Annotated in this window: 14 protein-coding genes and 2 tRNA genes; 10 read left to right on the top strand and 6 right to left on the bottom strand. The window is 60.7% G+C overall.

Annotation, left to right across the window (positions count from 1 at the left end):
• The first annotated feature begins 119 nt into the window (after positions 1–119).
• The 4 genes from ACQZAB_RS10365 (at position 120) to ACQZAB_RS10350 (ending at position 5,274) form a co-directional block, all read left to right on the top strand.
• A complete protein-coding gene (locus ACQZAB_RS10365) occupies positions 120–2,162 on the top strand; it encodes a hypothetical protein (protein ID WP_428389441.1) in 2,043 nt (680 codons plus the stop codon).
• Between the two features lie 34 nt (positions 2,163–2,196).
• Entirely contained in the window at positions 2,197–3,189 is a 993-nt protein-coding gene (locus ACQZAB_RS10360; protein WP_428389440.1) for a hypothetical protein, read from the top strand.
• Positions 3,186–3,977: a polysaccharide deacetylase family protein gene (locus ACQZAB_RS10355; protein ID WP_428389439.1), complete on the top strand. Its 792-nt coding sequence runs from the start codon at positions 3,186–3,188 to the stop codon at positions 3,975–3,977. The genes ACQZAB_RS10360 and ACQZAB_RS10355 overlap by 4 nt, the downstream gene beginning before the upstream one ends.
• A 67-nt stretch (positions 3,978–4,044) precedes the next feature.
• Positions 4,045–5,274, top strand: a complete 1,230-nt coding sequence (locus tag ACQZAB_RS10350; protein ID WP_428389438.1) for an OmpP1/FadL family transporter — start codon at positions 4,045–4,047, stop codon at positions 5,272–5,274.
• On the opposite strand, the gene ACQZAB_RS10345 is transcribed toward ACQZAB_RS10350, so the two are convergent.
• From ACQZAB_RS10345 to ACQZAB_RS10330, 4 genes are all read right to left on the bottom strand, one after another.
• A complete protein-coding gene (locus ACQZAB_RS10345) occupies positions 5,271–6,845 on the bottom strand; it encodes a serine/threonine-protein kinase (protein ID WP_428389437.1) in 1,575 nt (524 codons plus the stop codon). The two genes, ACQZAB_RS10350 and ACQZAB_RS10345, sit on opposite strands and share 4 nt — an antisense overlap.
• A 76-nt stretch (positions 6,846–6,921) precedes the next feature.
• On the bottom strand, positions 6,922–8,796 hold the full coding sequence (gene recQ / locus ACQZAB_RS10340) for a DNA helicase RecQ (RefSeq protein WP_428389436.1): 1,875 nt from the start codon (positions 8,794–8,796) through the stop codon (positions 6,922–6,924).
• Positions 8,797–8,821: 25 nt separating this feature from the next.
• Entirely contained in the window at positions 8,822–10,513 is a 1,692-nt protein-coding gene (locus ACQZAB_RS10335; protein ID WP_428389435.1) for a PQQ-dependent sugar dehydrogenase, read from the bottom strand.
• A 77-nt stretch (positions 10,514–10,590) separates the two neighbouring features.
• Positions 10,591–15,597, bottom strand: a complete 5,007-nt coding sequence (locus ACQZAB_RS10330; protein WP_428389434.1) for a hypothetical protein — start codon at positions 15,595–15,597, stop codon at positions 10,591–10,593.
• A gap of 333 nt (positions 15,598–15,930) precedes the next feature.
• On the opposite strand from ACQZAB_RS10330, the gene ACQZAB_RS10325 reads away from it, so the two are divergent.
• The 6 genes from ACQZAB_RS10325 (at position 15,931) to ACQZAB_RS10300 (ending at position 22,187) form a co-directional block, all read left to right on the top strand.
• Entirely contained in the window at positions 15,931–17,289 is a 1,359-nt protein-coding gene (locus ACQZAB_RS10325; protein ID WP_428389433.1) for a DEAD/DEAH box helicase, read from the top strand.
• 72 nt (positions 17,290–17,361) lie between these two features.
• Positions 17,362–17,434 (top strand) — tRNA-Thr (locus ACQZAB_RS10320).
• 16 nt (positions 17,435–17,450) lie between these two features.
• A tRNA-Thr gene (locus ACQZAB_RS10315) sits at positions 17,451–17,523 on the top strand.
• A gap of 37 nt (positions 17,524–17,560) precedes the next feature.
• Positions 17,561–18,316 (top strand): polysaccharide deacetylase family protein, encoded by a 756-nt coding sequence (locus ACQZAB_RS10310; RefSeq protein ID WP_428389432.1) that lies wholly within the window; start codon positions 17,561–17,563, stop codon positions 18,314–18,316.
• An 85-nt stretch (positions 18,317–18,401) separates the two neighbouring features.
• On the top strand, positions 18,402–21,491 hold the full coding sequence (locus ACQZAB_RS10305; protein ID WP_428389431.1) for a hypothetical protein: 3,090 nt from the start codon (positions 18,402–18,404) through the stop codon (positions 21,489–21,491).
• Positions 21,492–21,710: 219 nt separating this feature from the next.
• Entirely contained in the window at positions 21,711–22,187 is a 477-nt protein-coding gene (locus tag ACQZAB_RS10300; RefSeq protein WP_428389430.1) for a PEP-CTERM sorting domain-containing protein, read from the top strand.
• Between the two features lie 16 nt (positions 22,188–22,203).
• Here ACQZAB_RS10300 and ACQZAB_RS10295 read toward each other — a convergent pair whose 3' ends face one another.
• Together ACQZAB_RS10295 and ACQZAB_RS10290 are read right to left on the bottom strand one after the other, a co-directional pair.
• Entirely contained in the window at positions 22,204–23,601 is a 1,398-nt protein-coding gene (locus tag ACQZAB_RS10295) for an aminopeptidase C (protein WP_428389429.1), read from the bottom strand.
• A gap of 182 nt (positions 23,602–23,783) precedes the next feature.
• Positions 23,784–24,974 carry a serine/threonine protein kinase gene (locus tag ACQZAB_RS10290; RefSeq protein WP_428389428.1) on the bottom strand — a complete coding sequence of 397 codons (1,191 nt, stop codon included), beginning with the start codon at positions 24,972–24,974 and terminating at the stop codon, positions 23,784–23,786.
• Between the last annotated feature and the right edge of the window lie 65 nt (positions 24,975–25,039).

The raw sequence follows: 25,039 nt of genomic DNA, 5'->3' as shown, positions 1-25,039 counted from the left end.
AGCAACCCCCGTTAAACTGCAACGAACGACCCCGCTGAATGAGTCCGGGTCCCTCACCCTGTCCCGAAGGGCAAGGTGGGCAAACAACAGCAGCACAACAACCGCCCCAAAGGCAAACCATGCAGACACCCAGCCGAATCCACCAAACCCTCATCACCATGCTGTCGGCCATCACCGTCTGCATTCTCACCACCAACGCCCACGCCCAGTTCCGACCAGGCTGGGAAGCCCTCCCCGAAGAAACCGTCGCCGTCATCCGCATGCCGAGCACCCAGGCCTTTATCGACCAGCTCCGGGATACCACCGCCCTCGGCAAACGCATCCTCACCGACGACCGCCTCGAGCAGATCAAAACCCTCATCACCGAAGAAAACCCCGACGCCTTCCAGGAGTTTGTCGACAACCTCGAAGAAGCCGGCTTCACCCCCGAAGACCTCATCACCCTCGCCACCAGCAACTGGGGACTCGCCATCGTCGCAGAGCCCCGCGATGACCAGCCCACACCCCGCTGGATCGTCATCCTCTGGGCCGACATCGAAGAAGAGATGAGCGCAAAGCTTCTCGAAGCCTACGACCGCGCCTTCGAGGAAAACAACGAAGACGCCACCTTCCCATCAACCCGTATCGACTTCGAACTCGCAGGCTACGACGTCCGCCAGGTCTCCTGGCCGGAAGTCGACATCAATCACAGCCACTACCAGCCCGTCCCGCCCGATTTTCAGAACATGGACGAACAGCAGATGCGGGAACACTGGCAGGAACAGATGCGCCTCCGCCAGGAAGCCGCCGAGCCCATCGTCACCGACATGTCACACATGCTCCTGACACAGGCACCCGGCCGCATGATCGTGACCATCGGCATGCCGCAACTCACGAACCTCGACCACGACACCCTCCACAACCCCGACACCGACTGGGAAGCCCTGACCGACGTCCAGACCCTCCACGCCGTCACCGCCCGCTATCTCGCCGCCATGGAGGACGGCGCCGAAGACCCCTTCGTCAACAAACTCCGAGCCAACCGCGAGATCGATCAAATCATCCCAGAGGCAGGAAGCCTCTTCGAAATCTACGCCGACCTGGGCCGCCTCATCCAACTCCTCACCAACCAGATCGAAAACGACCAGGGCCCCGAACAGGCCGAAATGACCCGTACGGTCATGAGCAGCATCGGCTTCGACAACCTCGGCATGACCGCCATCACCGTCTCACTCAACGGCCAGTCACTCAACCAGAGCATGTTCATCAGCATGCCCGAACCCCGGGCCGGCATCCTCGAAGTCCTCGGCGCCGTCACCCTCTCACCCATCCCATCCGCATGGGTCCCCGCCGACATCGACTACGCACATATCGGCTTCGACCTCGCCCTCCTATACGACGTCATCGTCGAGACCGCCACCGAAATAGGCGGCATGCAGGCCGAACAGCAGATCGCCATGGGCAACGGAGCCGCCCAGGGATTCGTCCAGGCCGACATCCGCCAGATCCTCGCCAGCCTCGGCACCCGACACACCATCGTCGCCTCCGACCCCGTCGACGTCATGGTCGAAGACTTTGAATACAACCCCAACACCGACGACTGGGACGCCGTCATGGTCGAAGAGGAAGTCACACCCGTCGCCTTCGTCTGGGACCTCACCGACCAGGACATATGGCAGCGCATCATGACCCAGGCCAAAACCTTCCTCGTCGGACAGCCCGGCGCCATCTTCGACCTCGCCGACCAGCAGGGCTTCTCAGGCATCCGAACCACCCCCGGACAAAACCCCGAGATGGCCGTTATGCTCGGCAACGACCGACTCGTCTACACCGTCGGACCCGATATCACCGACCGCGTCATCGCCCTGCTCAACAACCCACCCCAAGGCGACGCAGCACTCGCCAACAGCGAGCTCTACCGCGACGCCGACAACCTCATCAACTTCCGACCCGCCATGTTCACCCAGATCGCCGACTCCGGCCAGGACATGGTCGAAAGCCTGCGCACCGCCATCGAAGCCCTCGACGACAACGACGACAACGCCCAGCTCGCCAGCCGCATCAAGGCCCTCCTCCCCTCCGAGGAAGACCTCGAAGCCTCCTTCGGCGTCAACGCCACACAGATCACCCTCTCAAACCAGGGCCTCCTCATCCACGCCGAGCAGGCGCTCCCAATCGAGTAGATCCTAAACCACCGCCGATCAGCACGGGACGCCCATGATCCTCCCCACCCTGCTCGCACTCCTCGTCACCCTCACCCTCTTCGCCTGCGCAGCGACACCCCAGCCTCAAGACACATCCCCAACCCTCGACCAGCGCCACCAGCGCATCCGCGCCTTCATCCTCAACCACCCCGACCTCTACCACCCAGGCGGCCTTCAGGTCCTCGACACCGCCCACGCCGCCCTCCAGCAAAAACACGCCAACGGCCAGGCCAGCCTCGTCGGCCTCGAAGACCTCTGGGCCCACTCCCTCCAGGAGGCCCTCACCCTCTTCAAACAGCCCAACCGCCTCTGGGGCAAAACCACCGCCGAAGAAACCGCCGACATGATCGGCCAGACCACCATCGGCCCTTGGCAGATCACCGTCACCAACATCCGCCAGATCTACGGCCCGCCCTATGGCGTCGACCCCGACTGGACCAACGCCCAGATCTACGCCTTCTGCCGCGACCGACCGGAGGTCCAGGCACACATGATCATCGACTACATCCAACGCTCCTACGAGCAGTTCGGTCAGCGCTCCCCCTACGCCATCCAACGCTACTTCTGGCTCGAACCCTTCGTCCGAGGTGAACTCGGCCAAGCCTCCGACTGGACCACGTCCGTCGTCGCCAAACCGCCGCCCGGCCAGACCTGGCAGGACCTCACCCCCGCCATGAAAGCCGACACCGGCTTCTACGCCAAACAGATCCTCATGGGTGCCCCCTACACCGACACCGGCCTCCTCTTCTGGCTCCACGTCTCCGGAGACACCCACGCCATAACCCAAACCCTCCGCACCTGGCGCGACCAACCACGTATCGTCGCCAATGACGACGCCTCACTCCCCAACCAAATCCGCTCCCAGGGCATCACCTACGCCATCACCCACCAACCCGGCCACTTCGCCATCCAACCCGAAGACCTCCGCTTCTACAACATCGACCCCAGCCGACGAGAGCCCGTCCGCCAACTCATCCAACAGGTGCTCGACGAGAACACACCATGACACGACACCTCCTCCCGCTCCTCTGCCTCCTCGTCCTCCCCGCCTGCACCACCAAAGTCACCACCGACCTCTACAACCCAGGCTGGACCGTCGTCCACCAAGGCGTCACCCGCGCCGATCCCAACCGCCGCGAAATCGCCCTCGTCTTCACCGGCGGCGAACACGGCTACGACTCCACCCTCATCCTCGACACCCTCGCCGAGAGAAACATCAAAGCCTCCTTCTTCCCAACCGGCGACTACCTCGACGTCCCCGGCTACGACCAGCACATCCAACGCATGATCGACGAGGGCCACCACGTCGGACCCCACGGACACGCCCACCTCCTCCTCGCCCCCTGGGACGACCGCGACCAATCTCTCGTCACCGAATCTCAGTTCAAACGAGACCTCCGCAAAAACATCAACGAACTCCACGACCTCGGCGTCCCCAAAGCCTGGCCCATCTACTTCATCCCGCCCTACCAGTGGTACAACACCCAACACGCCCAATGGGCCGCCGACATGGGCGTCCTCCTCTTCAACTTCACCCCCGGCTCTGGCTCCCACCGCGACTGGGCGCCCGAAGGCCACCCCGCCTTCCGACCCTCCACCCAGATCCTCGACGACATCCTCACCCACGAAATGACCGCCCCCAACGGCCTCAACGGCCACCTCCTGCTCCTCCACCTCGGCAGCCAACGCCAGGACAACATGGCCCGCCTCCTCCCCCAACTCCTCGACGAACTAACCACCCGCGGCTACCGCTTCTCCCGAATCGACCAGATCCTCGATATCCCAAAACCATGACACCAGCCGCCCTGCCGAGTAACCTCTAAACGGACTGTCGCAGCATCACGACCGTTCGGAGAGGTATATGCACCCATTCTCCCGTCGCCTCGCAACATGGGTCATCTGTGTGCTTGCACTCACCCAGGCAAACACCGTCTTCGCCCAAGGATTCACGGTCTACGAGCAAGCCGCCCGCCCCGTAGGCATGGCCAATGCCACCATCGCCGACAACATGGGGCCCGAGTCTGTTTTCTATAACCCGGCCGCGATGGCAGACCTCACACATATCGTCAATAGCACCGGCATCTACATCGTCCACTTCGATACCAACTTCACCTCATCCACAGGACTTACCGACAACCACAACGACACCTACGCCGTACCACACGGCTTCTGGGGATTCCCGCTCAACGACGACCTCACCCTTGGCATCGGCCTCTACAACAGCTTCGGCCTCGGTACCAACTGGACCACCAACGGCCCCCTCAACACGCTCGTCGATCGTGCACGACTCTCGATCAACACCCTCGCCGTAGGACTGAGCTGGCAAGTCGACGACCATCTTTCAATCGGGGCAACCCTCAACACCTCATTCGGCCAGATCGACCGCGAATCCAATCCCTTTGTTCCCGGCGTCGGGCCCGGTAGATTCAGCCTGCAGGCTGACGGCTTCGCCGTGAACGGCACGTTCGGTGCTCGCTACCGACTCAATGATCGACACGCCTTCGCCGCCGTCGTCCGGACACCCTTCCGCATCGACCTGGAAGGCGACGCCACCCTCAGCGTCCCAGGCGTAGGATCACTGGCCAACGCACCCGCCGCAGTCAATATCGACCTGCCTCTCATGCTGACCGCAGGCTATTCCTGGACACCCGACGACCGCTGGACTGTGAACCTCGACGCCTCTCTCACCTACTGGGAAAACTTCAACGCCAGCCCGATCACCACCCCTGACCCCATACTCTCAGCCTTCCCCGCCGAACGCTACGACTACGAAACCGCCTTCTACATCGCCATTGGCACCGAATACTGGATCCATGACAACCTCGCACTCAGAGCCGGCTATCTCTACTCCGAAAACGTCGGCCCCACTGCAACCTTCTCGCCGCTCGTCCCCGATCTCGACGCACACCTGCTTTCCACAGGCCTCGGATTCCTCCTCGGACCCGTCCAGATCGACCTCGCCTATCAGTTTGTTCATCGCATGCCCCGCACGATCAACAACAGCTCCAATTCACCCGATGGCACATACGACGACCAGACCAACACCCTCATGGCAACCATCACCATCCCCCTGGGCAGTGCCCGTCGCTAAAGACCGGAACCAAGGCTTGTCCCTCGCCCCATCACAGTCCCTCCTGAAACCGAGTGCTTCCCGCTATGCATCAACCCCACCGCCGCCGCGAGGAAAATCACCATCACCATCATCAGGAAAAATAGATAGATCATCGCCAGCGACCGCTGCTCCGGATGAAGCCCAAAGACATCAAATTCGATCACACCAAGAATCACAACCAGCAACCACACCGCATGCACCAAAGCCGTGATCATCACAATCACCGGATAGCGCTTCTTGCCAAGGTGAAAACGCAAACCCGCCACACACATCCCAGCCTCACAAACCGCAAAACCCAGCATAAACACAAAAAAACCCAGCCAGTCCATGGGCTCGCCAACACCATAATCCCTGAGGATCGCTGTACCAAGCAGATAGTCAACGGCTCCCAGCACGGCAGTCCCCCCATTCAATAGCACCCCGAATAGCGCAAACAGAAACACAATCATGCCCGCCTGCTGAGCCCTCCCACCACGACTCACCCAACGCTTCACAAAGTAAGTCACCGAAGGCGGATGAGCCTCCACAGGCTCACCCACCAGAAAACGCTCCAGGTCCTGTTCAAGATCGCGGGCGTTCGCGTAACGATCGCTCGACATGACACGCATCGTCTGCATCACAATCAGGTCCAATTCTTCCCGCATAGAGGCAACCAGTGTCGTTGCCGTCAGGCCTCGAAGGTCTGCAACCCGCTCGCGAGAAGCCCTGTCTAAGGACAAGAAAGTATCGCTAGGCCGCAGGATTTCGCTCTCCATCAAGTGATGCTTCCAAGCTTCCAGATCCGTGAAATCAGCGGGATCGATCGCCAGTTTGTCCACAAGAAGTCGATGCAGAACCGCCCCCACCCCATACACATCAGATCGCTGATCGATATCTCGGGCCCGACCAAGAGCCTGCTCCGGACTCATGTAACCCGGGGTACCCACAACCTGCCCATCTCGCGTGTAGACAGCATCCTTACTAAGCGGCGTTGTCAGCGCCTTCGCAACCCCAAAATCAATCAGCTTCACGTGCGGACGATCTGCTTCCATCGATACAAGAATATTGCTCGGCTTAAGATCGCGATGAACAATACCACGGCTGTTCGCGTGATACAGAGCACCACAAACCATCTGCATCAGACGCACGCGATCAACCAGCGACATCCGACGGGAATCACAGAACCGATCGATCGGCACCCCGTCCACAAGCTCCATCACAAAAAAAGGCGTCCCACCCAGATCATCCGACGTGACGCCACCGTCGTAAATCTTCGCAATGTGCGGATGATTCATCATCCCCATCGCCTGACGCTCGGCATCAAATCGAGCCAGAACCTGTGGGGTATCCAAACCCAGCCGGATTACCTTCAACGCCACCAGCCGGCGAATCGGATCCGTCTGCTCCGCCACATACACCGAACCAAACCCCCCATCCTCCAGATGCTCCACAATCCGATACCGCCCGCCAATAAGCGTCCCGCTTGCAACACGACTTGGCGAAGCAGGCGTCACATACGACCCAGTAGGCCGATCACCAACCGAACGCGTGGTATCACCCTCGTTCGCCATCAAACGCCCTTCTTGCACGCACGACAGACCTGCTACCCAAGAGCAGTCTAACCATTCCTCCCGTAACACTCACCAATCACGCAGTGCCCTGACCCAACACCTCCAAAATCGCCCCCCCATACCGCTCCAGCTTCGTCGCCCCAATCCCATGCACCCGTCCGAGCTCTGCCAGCGTCCCGGGCCGAATCCGCGCCAGCTCCGCCAGTGTCGCGTCATGCAGGATCACATAAGGCGGGACCCCCTGCTCCCGCGCCAACGCCAGCCGAGCCTCCCGAAGCCGCTCAAACAACGCCCGATCCGCCTCCGACGACAAAGCCTCCTTCACACCCGCACCACCCGCACGCGAACCACCCCGCTCACGCTTCCGCTCCGGCTCCTTCCGCAGCTCCACCGCCTCCTCACCCCGCAACACCGGCCGCGCCCGCTCCGTCAACACCAGCGACCCGAACTCCCCATCCACCGCCAGCACCCCCCCCGCCACCAACTGCCGCAGCACCCCCATCCAACTCGCCTTCGACCGATCCGACCCAATGCCAAAAGTACTCAGCGAGTCATGCCCGTTCCGCGAGATACGCTCATCCCCCTCACCCACCAGCACATCCGCCACATACCCCGCGCCATAACGCTGGCCCGTCCGGTACACACAGCTCAGCGCCTTGCGCGCCAACTCCGTCGCCTCCGGCTGCTCGATCAACGCCTGAGGCGTCAAACAATTATCACAGTTCCCACACCCACCCTCGTGCTCATCCCCGAAATACCCAAGCAGCACCCGCCGCCGACAAGCCACCGACTCCGCATACCCCAGCAAACTGTCCAGCTTCTGCCGCTCCACCCGCTTCTGCTCAACGCTCGCCTCCGAACGATCGATCAGCCCCCGAACCTGCACCGCATCCGCCAACCCGTAAGCCATCCACGCCTCGCTCGGCAGCCCATCCCGGCCCGCACGCCCCGTCTCCTGGTAATACGCCTCCAGGCTCTTGGGCAGATCCATGTGCGCCACAAACCGCACGTTCGGCTTATCAATCCCCATCCCGAACGCGATCGTCGCCACCACGATCACCCCCTCATCCTTCAAAAACCGCTCCTGATTCACCGCCCGCTCCTCCGCCGACATCCCCGCGTGATACGCCAGCGCCCGATACCCCTGCCCCCGCAGATACGCAGCCGTCTCATCCACCCGCTTCCGCGTCATGCAGTAAACAATCCCCGCGTCCCCCGCCTCGAAACGCTCCAGAAAACCCAGCAGCTGCTTCCGCCCGCCCGACTTTAGCGTCACGTGATACCGAATATTCGGCCGATCAAACCCGCTCACAAACCGACGAGCCGAACCCAGCTCCAGCCGCTCAACAATATCCCCACGCGTCCGCTCATCCGCCGTCGCCGTCAACGCCACCCGCGGAACCTCCGGAAACCGCTCGTGCAACACCGTCAGCTGACGATACTCCGGCCGAAAATCGTGCCCCCACTGACTCACACAATGAGCCTCATCCACCGCAAAAAGCGCCACCTCCACCCGCCCAAGCAAATCCAGAAACCGCTCCGTCATCAGCCGCTCAGGAGCCACATAAACCAGGTCCAGCCGCCCCTCCAACAACTCCCGCTCCGTCGCCAGCGCATCCCCATAGTCCACCCCGCTATGCAGACACGCCGCCGCCACCCCCGCCTGCTTCAGCGCAGCCACCTGATCCTGCATCAACGCAATTAAAGGCGACACCACCACCCCAACCCCCCGCCGCAGCATCGCCGGGATCTGAAAACACAGACTCTTACCCCCACCCGTCGGCATCAACACCAACGCATCCCCACCTCCCATCACCGTCTCGATCACCTCCGCCTGATCCCCCCGAAACGAGTGATACCCAAACACACGCTCCAGCACACCCAGAGCCGTCTCCGGTTCACCACGCCCAACCGTACCCTCCAAATGTCCCTGTCCATCAAGCAAACTCATACACGCACTGTAACGCCAAGACCGATCAACGCCTCCGCGCCAGCAGCACCAACCCGCCCAACAACCCAAGCACAGGCTCCGGCACATCTGATGACGCCCCAAAATTCGTCGCCAGCAGACTCAGGTCAATCAGGTCCACCACCGCATCACCATTGAAATCTCCGTTGCTCCAGTCACCACCCCCTCCAAACGACGTCGCCAGCATCGACAGATCCACCAGATCCACCACCCCGTTCCGATCCGCGTCACCCGCCAGCAAACCCAGAACCTCCTTGATCCGCCGAACCTTCCCATCCCGCTTCGACAGCAGATAGATCTCGCCCAGCGAGTCAATCCCAAACCGAAGATCCGTCCGGCTCGTCCCCGGGTTCGTCAGCCGCACAATGTCCCGGAACGTCCGATCCGTCCCGTCACCCTCCACCTCCAGCACCAACTCCACCAGCGGCGCCAGATAACCGCCATTGATCGAATCCACGTTGGATAGATCATTCCGCAGCACCAGATCATCCACATCCGCCGCGAAGATCGGCCCACTATTCGTCCCGAAATCCCCAAACAGGTAAAGCCCCGTCAACTCCGGCACCAGACTCCCCCGATACACATGCCCGCCCGCGATCGCCCACGACCCACCCGGCCCATCGTTCTCCGGATCATGATCGTACTGGGCCACCGGATACGTAAACGCATCCGTCGGATGACTCCCGGGCAGAGTCCCCGGCACATTCGCACCATTGATCGTGTACGTCCCCTCGCGCACATCCCAGCCGTAATTCCCACCCGGCACAATCAGGTTCACTTCCTCGATGTTCGCCTGCCCGATGTCCGCAACCAGCATCTTCTCCGTCACCGGATCCACCGTGAACTTATGCGGGTTCCGCAGCCCATACGCATAAATCAGATTCCGTGCCGTCCCCGGATCATCGCTCACGCGAAGCGGGTTATCCCCCGGCACCGAGAACGGATCGCTCCCATTCCGGAGCGGATCAATCCGCAGCATCGACCCCAATGGCTGATTGATGTTCTGCGCCAGATTCGATGGGTCATTCGCCCCGCCCCCATCCCCCATCATCACGTACAGATTCCCGTAATCCGCGTCCCCGGGCTCCGCCGCCGGGTTGAACCCGATCTGACCCACGTTGTGATCAAAACGCGGCTGACCCACCAGCAGAATCTCACGATACGAAGATTCAATCACCGCCCCACTCGCATCCACCTCCCACTCCGCCACATACGAATCATGATTCACACTCCCCGGCGCCCCGTAGATCACCGGGTCCACCCCAGCCCCAAAGAAAATCCCCGTAAACGCATCCCGGCTGTGCGCCGTGTACAGCTTCCGATACCCCGCCGCACCAGGCGTCGCAAAATCCGGGTGAAACGCCAAGCCCCGCAAACCCGCCTGCGATCCCGTCCGGAATCCCGCCGGCACCGCCGAAGCCACATCCAGGAACACCTCCGGCGTCGGACTTCCCGACCACGGATCAAACCGGTAAACCAATCCATTCTGATCCAGCACAAATGCATGATCCGAACCCGGCGCGAACGTCAACTCCTCCAAACGCGGAAACGTCCCCAGACTGTTTGGGATCGTCACCACCTCCTCCAGCACCACCCGATACCCCGAAGACGGCACCACCGCCGTGATCGGGTTCTGCTGCCCCACCACCACCGAACCACCACACGCCACCATCACGCCTGCCAGTAAACCAAGTCGCACATCACACCTCGCTTAAAAAGCACGCATGGATAATTATCAAGAAAGCCTAGCCCCGAAATCACCAGCCGCCACCATACTTAGCCCAAACACCGGGCCGATCGGCGACGACCCACCACCAACGCACCCAGACCCACCAACGCAGCACCCGCCGGCTCCGGCACTGCGCTGGTCGATCCGAAGTTGGTCGCCAGAATACTCAGGTCGATCAGATCCACGGTGTAATCACCATTGAAATCACCCGACGACCACTTCCCAAACTCACCGAAGTTCGTCGCCAGCGTCGACAGGTCAATCAGGTCAACCGCACCATCCAGATTCGCATCCCCATAGAACGAATCTAGGATGGTCAGCACCAACTCGTCCGAGTCCGCCGCGTCCACATCCAGATCACCATCCAGATCAAACGCCGCCTGACCCGATCCGCTCGCCACCGCACCCAAGATCAGCGTGATGTCATCCCCATCCACGTCACCATCCAGGTCCAAATCGCCGAGCAGACCCGCCGAACGCTCCAGCCGCAGCGTGCCGCCACCAAACGCAATCACCGTGTCCGTCGGACCGAACAACGCATTCAGGTGTGTCAGCACACCACTCACATTCGCATAAACATTGATGCCGTCCAGCACCAGCTCCGAACCATCCAAAAGCGAAAGCCCGTCACTACCCGAAACGCCATACAGATACAGCGCCTCGTTGACACCCGGTGCCGAACGGCCGCCCTGCAAGTAAGCATCCAGCAGATAAACCGTCGCCGCCTGACCATCCCCACCCAGCTCAAGCACGCCGATCCCGAAGTTGTCGTTACCGGAAGGCGTCACAGTCAGACCCGAATCAACGCCACCCACCTCAAGAAACGCCTCCGCCCCACGGCGAAAAGCCACCGTGCCCCCAGCCAGATCCACATCGTTGACCGTCGGATCCACGTTGATGAAATCACCACCAAGCTCAAGCTCACCGCCACCCGTGATATCCACATCCTGCGTGCTCGTCCGCAGGATGCTCCCCAGCCGCATCGTGGCACCCGTCGAGACAATCACATTGACAAATGCCTCCGATCCATCAATCACCACGCTCCGTGCATCCAGCAACGTCCCGGCACCCGTCGCATTCAGCGTCGTCCGCTCGTTCACCGAACCAAGCGATCCAAGCAACAAGGTCGCATTCGTGTTGATCGCGCCTAGCGTCAGACTGCTCGCCTGCTCCGTCGACACAAGCGTCGTCAAACCCGATAGATCGATCAGCGCCCCATCATTCGCTCGGATCTGTGGCGACGTCCCGAAAGCCTCATTCCCATACCGTAGCTCCGTCACCTCCGAAAAATCCAACGCCGAACCAGCCGACGACACGTTCATGTAGAAAACCGAGCCCAGCCCGCGATAGTCAAGCAACGCCACGTCCGCAGCATATGTCGCCCCCGCCTGAACCGTGAACGTCGTCCGATCCAGCGAAGCCAAGCCAGCCCCCGTCACCAACTGAGTGCCGACACCACTCAGCGAAACCGTCGCATCCTCAATCGCCACCGCACTCGATAGATCGACCGTACCACCCGTAGAAAGAGAGATCGACAAATCAGTCGCCGTACTCAGATCACCCACACCACTCAGATCAACAACACCACTGCCAACAGCAGTAACGGACACGCCATCACCGCTGGAGAACGCCGTGACCGTCGAGAGATCGAGCGTTCCGCCATCGTTCGCACGCAGCGTTAGATCATCACCGGACCCAAGCGACACCAGCGACCCCAGATCAACCGCGCCCTGACTCGCAACCGTGATGTCTGTCATCGCACCGCTGCCAAGCGTCGTGACCGATGACAGGTCAAGCAGACTCTCCGTGGTCGCGCTGAAGGAAAGCCGCTCACTCGTGCCAAACGTCGTCATCCCCGAAAGATCGATCATCGCCCCGACGCCAGCCGTGCTGACAGTCACCCGATCAGGCAGCAAACTCACCGAACCCATCAGCACCTCAGCCCCCCCCGTGAGGGCACGCACGTTCAGCGTGTCACCCGAATCAACAGCAGTGAGCGTCGTCAGACTCGACAGATCGATCACACCGTCATTCTGAGAGGTAATGAACGTCGTCGTGTCCGTCCCGCTGTTGCCATAAGCAAGACTCGTCAATGAAGACAGATCCAGCGTACCCCCACTCACACTGAAGATCGTCTGCGTGCCAAGCTCCTCACCGGAATAAGACGTAATCCCCGGTGCAAAAACAGCATCAGAGTTCACCGTCAGCAGCGATCGATCAAGAGACACTAGCGACGCCGACGTCACCAGCGAACTCCCTGCAGTCGAGATCAGAATGTCTACATCCTCAATCGCCGTCAGACTCGACACATCCAACGTGCCCCCACTCGACACCGTGATATCAACATCCGTCGCCGTCGAAAGGCTCGTCAGCCCGCTCAGATCTATCGAACCGCCCGCCGCCGTAAGCAAGACGTTATCACCCGTCGTGAACGAGGTCACGCCACTCATATCTATGACACCACCGCTGTTGGCCCGCAGCGTCAGATCGTCGCCCGTACCCAGCGAGGTCAGCGACGAAAAGTCATACGACCCACCGTTCGAACCCGCTGTCAGACTCACATCCGTGGCACCGCCAAACGTCGTCAACCCACTCAGATCAATCACACCCTGGCTCGACGCGGTCATCGTGAGATTATCCAACGAGCCAAAGGTCGTCAGACCCGACAGATCAACCATCGCACCCAGCCCCGATGATGAAACTGTCAGATTGCTCGGCAACGCCGCCAGCGACCCCAGCCGAATCTCACCCCCACCACTCAGCACACGGATGTTCAGCTGATCGCCACCATCGCTAGGCGACACCGAAGCCAGATTCGACAGATCAATCAGACCGCCAACCGACGTGATGAACTGCGCCGAATCCGTCGTGGCGTTCCCGTAGGAAAACGAGGTCAGAGAACTCAGGTCCAGCACCGAACCGTTTGTCGAGGCATTGAACAGCGTCGCCGAACCACCCGTGCCAACACCCGAATAAGAAGTCACGCCGGGCATAAAGGTCGCACCACTCGCAACCGACAGCAACGAGCCATCCAACGACACCAGCCCGGGAGCAACCAGCATGCTGCCCGCACCGGACAGCGAGATCGATGCATGCTCAATCGACGTCACGCCACTCAGATCAATGGACCCACCCGAGTTGATGGTCAGATCCAGATCCGTCGCCGCGCTGACATCCGTCACGCCACTCAGATCAATCACACCCCCGTTGGCTCGCAGCTGAATATCGTCGCCACTGGTGAACGTCGTCACGCCGGAGAGATCAAGCAACGCGTTCACGTTCACGGTCACCCGCAGAATGTCCCCCGAGCCCAGCGAACTCAGCGACGAGAAATCCATCACACCGCCAGAACTCACCGTGATGCTCGTACGCTGACCACTCCCGAACGTCGTCAGGGAACTCAGGTCCAGCAAACCATTCGAACTGGTCGCCAACGTCAATCCCTCACTGGAACCAAACGTCGTCACACCACTCAGATCAAGCAAGGCCCCCGCGCCAGACGCAGTCAGACTCATCCGATCAGGCAGCACCGTCACCGACCCCAGACGAATCTCACCGCCAGCGCTGAGCACACGCACATTCAAGGTGTCCCCGCTGTCTACCGGCGCAAAAGCGGTCACGCCCGACAGATCAATCAGACCACCCGTAGACGTCACAAACTGGGTCGTGTTGGTACCCGCGTTTCCATAGGAAAAAGTGGTCACCCCCGACAGATCAAGCACCGAACCGTTCGTCGACGCACTCAGAAGCGTCGCACTCCCGGTCTCCTGCCCCGAATAGCTCGTGATAGCCGGAGCGAAGATAGCCCCACTGGCCACCGATAGCGTGCTCCGATCCAGTGATACCAGCGACCCACCCGTTACCAACGTGCTGCCACTCGATGAAAGGCTGATCGCCACATCCTCAATCGCCGCCAGCCCACTGACATCAATCGACCCGCCATTGTTAACCGTGAAGGTCACGTCCGTCGCCGACCCCAATGACGTGAGACCACTCACATCAAGCACACCGCCAGACACAGTGAACGAAACGTCGTCACCACTGGTGAACGTCGTCACACCACTCAGATCAAGCGTGCTTCCGGTATTCGAAGCGATCGCCAGATCATTAACCGAACCAAACGTCGTCAAGGAACTCAGATCAAGAATCCCCCCCGAACTCGCGGTCAGATCGATATCTGTCCCACTGCCCAGCGTCGTCAGACCGCTCACATCGAGCAACCCCGAAGAAGAAGCTGTGAAGGACACATCCGAAGCACCACCCAACGTCGTCAAACCCGAAACATCAACCCCCGGTCCCGCACCCGCCGATGAAAGATCCACCCGATCAGCCAACGTCGTCAGGCTGCCCAGACGAATCTCCGAACCCGCACTGATGGTCCGAATCGTCAGCGAGTCGTTGACGTCGTTCGCCGTCAGCGTCGTCACCGAAGACAAATCGATCAGACCAAGATTGGCTGTTAGAAACTGACTCGCTGAAGCAGCCGTATTCCCGAACAACAGCGTCGTCGCGCTACTCAGGTCCGCCACCGACCCACTGCTCGACACATTCAGCACCGTCGATGTCCCCGTATCCACCAGGTCGTACGTCGGCGCCACCGAACCAAACGTACTACCCCCATTAAGCGTCACCGGCCCCGTCTGCAAGGACCCGCTCGTCCCGCTGAACACTAACTGCGACGACGAAAACAGCGAGGTCGTCGCCTGATACCCCGCATCATCCAGAACCGTCAACACCCGGCCCGCCTCAACATCCAGATTCACCGACAACGGACCCGTGATCGAATTCACCGTAAACGCCGCTGGCGTCCCCGCATCCACATCCACACTCACCCCGCCCGGCAGCACCACGTCATACGTCGTCCCCCCCGTGTTCACCGGCACCACACCGATGTCCCAGTTAAGCGGGTCCGACCAGTTGTCATTGCCCCCACCCCCCGTCCACGTCGCCGTCACCTGCCCCGCCGCCCAACCCGCCTGCGACAAGACCAGCCCCATCCCCAGCCAGGCCGCCAGACGCGCCGAAACACCAGACCGCTTCGTGAAAACTTCCATCACTTCTCCTCAATAACGTGAATAAGCGTCCTACATCCCAACAAGAATAGCCCGACATCCAGATCGGACCTGCCCCTTCAAAATCCTCCCCAAGCCCCCCAAACATGACACACAGACCCCGCAAAGGCGAGCCTAAATCACTCCCTGATAGGGTTTTCAGACAAAAACCCTGTTCGCTCAACCCGAATTCTGATACGCTGCGTGACCGCAAGTCGTGGACAGGACTCAGACCCACCCGGGCCAGAACACCCCTGCCACAACCCACCAAGCGTCCGACCGGTTGCCCTGCGGCGTAGACCGCACATCACTGTCGAGCGCAACCCTAGGAACGACATGAACTTTCAAGATTTGCCCCTCGCCAAGCCCGTCCTGCGCGCCGTCGCCGACAAGGGCTACACCACCGCCACCCCCATCCAGGCTCAGGCCATCACCCCCATCCTCGAAGGACGCGATGTCCTCGGCTGCGCCCAAACCGGCACCGGCAAAACCGCCGCCTTCGCATTACCCATCCTCTCACGCCTCCACGACACCCCCCTCACCAAACCCAAAAACCCCGCCCCCCGCTGCCTCATCCTCGCACCCACCCGCGAACTCGCCGTCCAGATCGCCGACAGCTTCCGCGCCTACGCCAAACACATGACCGTCCGCGGAGCCCTCGTCTTTGGCGGGGTCAGCCAGGCACCCCAGGTCCGCAAGATCCGCCAAGGCGTCGACATCATCGTCGCCACACCCGGCCGGCTGCTCGACCTCATGAACCAGGGCCACATCCAACTCAACCACATCTCCACCCTCGTCCTCGACGAAGCCGACCGCATGCTCGACATGGGCTTCCTACCCGACATCCGGCGCATCACCGCCGAGGTGCCCCGCAAACGCCAGACCCTCCTCTTCTCCGCCACCATGCCCGGCCCTATCCGCACCCTCGCCGACGACCTCCTCACCAACCCCGTCGCCATCCAGATCGAACCCGAAGCCCCCACCGTCGATCGCATCGATCAGGGCGTCTACTTCGTCGACAAACCCCACAAAGCCAAACTCCTCACACACCTTCTCACTACACTCCCCATCCAACGCGCCATCGTCTTCACCCGGACCAAGCACGGCGCCGACAAGGTCGTCAAGCAACTCGGCCGCGCAAACATCCGCGCCGAAGCCATCCACGGCAACAAAACCCAGGCCGCACGCCAACGAACCCTCGACAGCTTCCGCACCGGCCGCTCTCACATCCTCATCGCCACCGACATCGCCTCCCGAGGCATCGACGTCGATGGCGTCTCCCATGTCTTCAACTACGACATCACCCACGAACCCGAAAGCTACGTCCACCGCATCGGACGCACCGCCCGCGCCGGCGCCTCAGGACGAGCCATCTCCTTCTGCGACGCCGAAGAACGAAGCTCCCTCCGAGCCATCGAAAAGGCCATCCGCAAAACCATCACCCCCCTCACCGACCACCCCGATGACGTCCCCACCGGCGAAGCCCCACCCCCCGGAGCCAGCCGCCGCCCCAAACGACCCCAGCACAACAAGCCCCCGCACAAAACCCGCAAACCGGCACGCCCACGCAACAACAACACCGACGAATCCACCGCCCGCAAACCCAAGACCAAACGCAACCCCACAGCCAAAGCCGGCCCCCAGAAATCTGCCAAAACCAAGGGCCCCTACAAAGGCCGCCGGCGCAGAATCTAAGCCCGCCAACCCCACTTTGAGCCCCGCCCCCGACACGCTAAACTCTCCAGTCCACCGCTTCTAAGAAGCGCCGCCATCGTAGCTCAGTTGGTAGAGCAGAGCTTTCGTAAAGCTCAGGTCGCTGGTTCGAGTCCAGTCGATGGCTTCCTTTCCCGACCCGCGCCACCATAGCTCAGTTGGTAGAGCAGCGGTTTTGTAAACCGCAGGTCGTCGGTTCGAGTCCGACTGGTGGCTTTCAGCCAATCGCCATCTTCCCAACCACAAACCGGCCATGCCCCCCTTCCCCAACAACCGCCGCGCCGCCATCTCCCTCACCTACGACGATGGCGTCCCCGCCCACAACCAGCACGTCGGACCCGAACTCGCCGCCCGCGGCTTCCACGCCACCTTCTACGCCAACACCGACTCCGACCTCATCGTCAACCCCGATGCCTGGCGATCCCTCGCACACGCCGGACACGAACTCGGCAACCACACCGTCCTCCACCCCTGCCGACGAAGCGACGAACTCACCAACGCCGAATGGCTAGACATCACCCGCGACCTCAAACACTTCTCACTCAAACGCTTCGACGAAGAAATCCGCATCGCCAACGCCGTCCTCAAACTCATCGACGGCCGCGACCACCGCTCCTACGGCAACACCTGCCACAACACCACCGTCGGCCAGCCCGGCGAAGAGATCTCCATCGAACCCGTCGTCAAAAAGCTCTGCTCCTCAGCGCGAGGCGACCTCACCCAAAAGATCATCGACCCCACCACCGCCGACCTCCACAACCTCGGCTGCTTCCGCGCCGACAGCCGAACCCTCGAAGACCTCAAACCCGAAATCGACCAGACCCTCCAGCAGTCCGGCTGGATCATCTACTGCATCCATGGCGTCGGCCCCGACGCACACCCCCTCCACATCGACGCCCACGAACACGAAAAACTCCTCAACCACCTCACCACCCTCCAGCCCGACCTCTGGGTCGCCCCCGTCCACGACGTCGCCACCCACATCGCTCAGCACGTCAAGAAGTCTTAAAACTGAGATAAACCCTATTTTTCTGGCTCCGAGCCCAGCCTGTGATAAGTTCAAAAGATATTGGGCTGTACGTGGGAGTCGCTAAATGAGACAACATAGGCAAACCGCAACAGCCCTCGTCACAAGCCTCACCCTCATCTCCTGCCTGAACGCAACCACACACGTCTGGGATGGCGACTGCGCGATGAGCAACAACTCACCGCTATGGAGCTCACAGTGCGATGGGCTTTTCGGCACCCTGACAAACTGGGACACCGACGAGATCCCAGGCTCAGGCGATTCAGTCATCATCGCCAACGTCGGCACCACACGCCTCATCAACACGTTCAACCTCGTCAAGGCCACGATCCAGGCCGCCGATCTCCAGATCAGCGGCAGCCTCCTCCTCGCAGACACCTCCTCGATTGAAGGCCTCACCCAGGGCAGCGCCGGTGAGATCTTCACCACCAGCAGAGTCAACTTCACGGGCACCAATACCAACAACGGCGTCTTCCTCCGAGGCACCGGAAGCTACGCCAATCAGGGGACGTTCACCGTCGTCGCGCCAATCACAGCCAGATTTATCAACAACGAGACCGTCAACTTCGCACCCGGCGAACGTTCCGTCGAAGACTTCGTCAACAACGTAACCGCCAACCTTGGCGCTGGAACCATCAACGGTGGCACGTCGCTCACCAACCGCTTCGAGCTCAACGGGGGCATGCTCAACGTCGACACCGGCAGCTCAACCACCGCCACGACCATCGGCGGAAGGTTCGAATTGACCAGCGGAACCGTCAACATCGACCGCGGGCAACTCGAAATCTCAGGACTGGCCAAGTTCCGATCGGGCACTTTTCTCGTCGATGAGGACACAGACCTCTCATGGCGCACATTCACCAGCTCCAATCATCAAGTCATGGGAAACGTATCAGTCTCTGGCGATGGCAACTTCTTCATGCAGTCAACCGAAGTCGGCTTCGCGGGGCAGCTGACCGTCGATCTCACAGGTGATGCCTTCGATCCCACACAAGTCGGCTTCCAGCCACGTCGCGTTAGACTCTCCGGGACCGGAAGTGATCCAAGGATCACCAACCGCGGTTTTATGTCGACGCCATCCTTTGGCACGGACATTGAGGGCAACGGCGTCGTTCTAAATGAGGGAACCTTCGAAGTCTCTCGCACACTCCGAGTCGAAGCACACCTGATTAACACCGGCACCATGAATATCCGCGGAACAGCTGCCGTGGTTATGCCATTTGGCGGTATCTTCGAAAACCAGGGCACGATCGAAGCCTTCGGGGATGGCAGAATCGATCGCGTAACCAATGATGGCACGCTCATCAGAGACGGTGCCGGTCCTGCATCCGCCTTCACGATCAGCAATTACAGCCAGAGAGCTGGTGGCACGACAACAGTCGAGGCAGGCGAGCTACGACTGACCGAAAGCGGCACACTGGCCGGCACATTCGAAGCCTCGCAGTCCGCCCTGCTGCAGATGAGAAGCGGCAGCTACTCAAACCTGTTGGGGCAGTCAGAAACCATCTTCGAGGGCCAGGGCAGTGTCGCACTCGGTACGAATGGAACGTCAGCCAGTTTCACATCATTTACCCAACTGACCCTCAACGTAGGGTCCGCATCAGGCAGCACAGGCGCATTCCGCTTCACAAGAGGCTTTCTGGACATCTCCGATGGCGACATGTTCAACAACCAGAACATGGCCTGGGCTGGCGGGAACATCACGATCGCCAGGGACAGCACCTTCTACAACAGAGGGCTGCTCACGATCGAACCCGGAAGAACCAACAATCTCTCAGGGAGACTCTTCAACGAGGCCGAGGTTGAACAAGGAGCCAACATCTTCACAAACACCAATCGATCCGACATCATCGTCGACTCAGACGCGACATGGAAGATCACCGGAGCAACCAACATCACCGCAGCATCCGGCGGAATCGGGTCATCCTTCAGCAACGACGGCACCCTCACCCGCTCCGGACCATCCGGTTCCGTCATCAACCTGGAATTTGAGAACACTGGCCGCGTCGTCGTCGAAGCCGGCACCCTCTCCATCACCAACCCGGACCCTCTCACCTTCGCCAACGGCGTCATCCTCAGCGGCAACTGGGAAATCGCCGAAGGCGCACAACTCTTCTTCCCGGAAGACATCATCGGCATCTCCTTCGGTACCTACCGAGGCGGAGGCGTAGAAAAACTTCAGGAACTCGGAGACGCCCTTGCCGAAGAAGCCCAGGAAGCAGCCTGGCAGGTCGATCGCGACAGATCACTCAACCAGAAACTCACCATCTACAACAACGGCACCCTAAGCGCCCTCCAAAACAACATCACACCCCAGCCCTATCAACTCACCGCTCCCGAAATCGAGATGATTGGCGGCACCATCGAAGGCGATATCGATATCGACGCCACCCTCTACGGCCTCGAAGGCACACTCCGCCCGGGCTATTCACCCGGCATCCAGCGATTCCTCAAGCCAGCCACACTCAACAACTTCACAATCGAGATCGAACTCGCCGGCACCCAGACGGATCAATTCGATCAACTGCACTTCGATGCAGGTGTGCACTTCACGGGAAGCACATTCGAATTCCACCTGATCGATAACTTCGAACCACAACTCGGCGACCGATTCGCCTTCCTACAGGCCAGCACCATCACTGGAGCCGAAACGCTCACGCACTCAGACACATTCCCAACCAACCTCCGCTACGACATCCTCACCGAGACCATCGACAGCCAGACCCAACTCGTACTCCTCATCACAGACATCAACGCACCCATCCCAGGCGACTTCGATAACTCGGGAACCCTCGACATCGCCGACCTCGACCTCCTCTACGCAGCGCTCGGAACCACGAACACCACCTTCGACCTCGACGCAAGCGGCACCATCGATGCCGACGACACACGAGTCTGGATCGAAAACCTCTACGGCACCGTCCTTGGCGACGCCAATCTCGACCGCACCGTCGATCTCATCGATCTGAGCCTGCTCGCCTCGAGCTTCAACACAACCGGCACCTGGGGAACAGGCGACTTCTCCGCCGACAACACCGTCGACCTCATCGACCTCAGCCTCCTCGCCAGCAACTTCGGCCAGTCAGCCCCCAACCCCATCCCAGAACCCTCCGCCCTGCTCGCGCTGCTGGGCTTAGCCACCATACGCCGCGGCTGAGTCCCGTACTCCCACTGCTAGAGAGCATCCGCTGACCTGTAGCCAAGCAATGACGCAGGCGTTCGATAGGGCATTCCCGCATTAGGGTCTTCGCCAAAACCCTTGTGCAGCCTTAGCTTTTGACTAACTTCAGGGAGTGATCGAGTCGGATCACGCTCGTGGCTGTCTCTGAATCGTCTCACGCATTTCACAGTGTGTCACCCTAACCAGGAGAAGATCATGCGCACGATGATGCTCGTTACGGCTTTGACATTGTCAGGTCTGCTGCCTGCCGGCGTTACAGCCGCCACGGTCAAGATCACCCAGTCCAACGGCGTCTGTCACACCTTTACCGATGTGCCCTGCTGCGCTGACTGGTCACTCGGCCAGGGTTCCACCTGCAAGGATGATTGTGTCGTCGCCATCGCACTTGGTACCAACGTCCCGCCCACGGACGTCATCGTCAACCTGATCGACGGCGGCGGCAACATCGTCGACAGCCTCAACAACGACACCGGTCTGTACGAGTTTGTCGGCCTCTCTCAGGCCGATTACACCGTCTCGATCGATAGCACAACCGTCGGCGGCTTCCTCGGATCCTTCGAGGTCTTCGACACCGACACCGTCTCCTTCGCTCTCTACATCCCCGAGCCTACCACCCTTCTGCTGCTGGGCATCCCCCTGCTAGGCATGTGCACACGCAAGCAACAGCCATAGCAAACGGCTATCGAAATCAAACCCGACCGCCCGCCAGGGAGCCCATCGGGTCCCAGGGCGGGAGAACGGTTGGCTTGGTGTCGAGGGCCTGCTGGAGTTCTTTGGTCAGGTGCCTTTTGGGGGCCGCGATCTCGAACATGTACTGGTCGAACCAGCTGTCGTTCATCAGGAAGAAGCCCTTACGCCCGAGCTCGTCGCCCCAGCTGTTCTCCACCCGCCAGCGGCGCGGGTGCTCCTCGCCATCCTCGGTCACGATGTCGACGCCCGTGAACAGCATCGCGTGGGTCATCAGCGACTGGTGGTACTCCAGACGCTCGGCCTTGCTCAGCGAGAACTCGGTGCCGTACACCCCGGCGTAGTCGTAGAGATCCGCGTCCCAGACGCCCTGCTGCCGCTGCATCATCGGCCCTACATCGCACCCCATCCAGACCGGCTCGCCCTCGACGATCGTCTCCATCGCGATCTTCTTCAGCGTCTCCGTCTCGACATTCAGATAAACCGTCGGGTCGCCGCCCTCGACATTCCCGAGAAACTCAACGGTGTAGGTCCTGCCGTACGGGCTCGACGCCCGGGGATCGTTGACCAGGCAGACGTAATCATCCAGATCGATATCCGTGTAGCGCTCGGCGAACTGCTGCGGGGTCATCCGGCCGTCGCGATGGAACTTGCGGTCCTTGTCGTTCCACTGCCAGTCGAACGCGGTCGGCGGCGTCCCCAGATGGATCGCCAGCATCCGATACACGGCGTCGAGCACCTCCAGCTTGAGTTCTTCCAGCGATTCCGCCGACGCCGCCTGCTCCGCCGCCGACCGGAGCTTGTGAGCACCCTCACGCAGCTTGTGGCGGATGTTGCCGTTCATCCGCGGGGTGCATCCGGAGCTCTGGGTCTCCGGCATGGCCGACTGCGGGACGAGGCCGTGCTTCTTCACGACGTTGACGAACATGTTCCACTGCCCGCCATCGTCGAACGGCCGGTCGAGCAGGAATGCGACGTGTCGGTCGCTTAGCGGCCGGTCGGTGGTCTCGATGATCCGCTGGAGGAAATAGTTGGCGCGTTCGAGCTTGTCCCAGAAGAAGACGTAGTTCTGGCTGAACTCGAACTGTTTGAGGTTCATTTTGTTCATCGCGCCGACACGGAGGAGGTTGAGGCCGGCGAAGAGCCAGCAGCGGCCGGACTGTTTTTGTGCGGTGACGGCCCAGTCGTCGAGGACGTGGCTGAAGGTAAAGTCGGTGCTCGTCAGGATTTCGCGGTTGAGAGCGATTTCATCGATGGGCTGCTGGCAGACGGCGTTCTGGGCGAGTCGTGCGCTGGGGGTGGCAGTGAAGCGGTCGCGCCAGGCGGCGGTCTGGCTGCTGGTGAGGGTTCCGGTTGGGTCAGAAACGGCTGTTTTTGGGCCAGAATGGGTCAAAGTCATCGAAAAATGGCTCGTTAAGTGTGTTCAAAGGTTCATCGTACGGTAGCCCGGTTGCGGCGAGATCGCTAGGTGTTTCGGGCCAGCGTGAAGAATGTCATCGGCGGTTTCGAGCGTTGCCTAGATTCGAGGCAAGTGCCGGCTGCTGCGGTGGAGGCTCTCGCTGGTGCTTTGTGGGCGGGCGACTAGGACCCGGCGGATTGCGCGACGTTCAGGAAGAGCCAGCAGAGGAGCGCGCCGGCGATGAGGGAGCCGAGTGCGGTGAGGGCGATGACGTGTCGCTGGTTGAACTTGGCGATGCTCTCGCGGAGCGTGTGGCGGTAGACGGAGACTCTTCCGTCGTTTCGGTAGGCGATAAGGTCGTTGCAGAAGTCGTTCATGGACTGGTAGCGATCGTCCGGGTCTTTCTGGAGCGCTTTGATGCAGATGGCATTGAGTTCTTTAGGGATGTCTTCGCGCGGGGCGACTTTGATCGGCTCGGGGGTTGGGCGTTCGAGGATCATCGCCAGTACTTCGTCGATCTTGCTGCCGAAGACGAGGCTTTCGCGGGTGAGGATTTCGAAGAGGAGACTGCCCATGTTGTAGATGTCGGTTCGTTCGTCGATGCTGGCCTTGCCTTCGGCCTGTTCGGGCGACATGTAGAGCGGCGTTCCGTAGCGTTGGCCGGGCTGTGTCATTTCCATGCGGACGGCTTCTTTGCCCTGGGGCACCTCGACGCTGGCAAGGCTTTCGAGGTCTTTGACTTCTTCGCCCTGGACTTTGGCGAGCCCCCAGTCGAGAACGGTGACTTCGCCAAAGGGGCCGACGAGGATGTTGGCGGGTTTGATGTCGCGGTGGATGATGCCGCTTGCGTGGGCGAAGCTGAGTGTCTGGCAGACCTGGATCATGATGTCGATCAGACGGGAGAGGGGGTACTCGGCTTCCATCTCGCGGTACCTGGCCGATCTTCCCTTGAGGATGGCGGAGAGGTCCCGGCCTTCGAGTTTCTTCATGGTGAAGTACATCGCGCCGCTTCGGTCTCGACCGATCTCGTAGAGGGGGACAGTGCCGGGGTGAGAGATGAGTGCGGTCACGCGTGCTTCACGCAGGAATCGGGCATTCTCCATCTCCGAGCTGGCCAGGTGCGGATGGAGCGTTTTGTAGACGACGATGCGGTTGAGGTTGCGATCGAGGCAGGTCTGGAGTTCGGCGGTTCCGCCTTCGGTCAGCGGTTTGAAGTCGGTGTATTTCAGCGAACCGCTTTTCCAGTGCTGCGGGAAGAGTTCGTCGGTGGCCTCCCGATGGATTCTCTTTGTGGTTGAACTCGGGTTGTCTGAGGGGGCCTGCTTATCTGCGTGCTGAGGGCTTTTTGGCGGGGATGTTTCCGAGTTACCCATGGTGCCATTCTAGCGCGATTCGTGCCCAGGCGTGTCTTGCCCGAAGGCATCGTGGCGTGCGAACG

Source organism: Mucisphaera sp. (genome assembly GCF_965279675.1).
Classification (GTDB): domain Bacteria; phylum Planctomycetota; class Phycisphaerae; order Phycisphaerales; family Phycisphaeraceae; genus Mucisphaera.
This window is presented reverse-complemented; position numbering and strand designations above follow the sequence as displayed.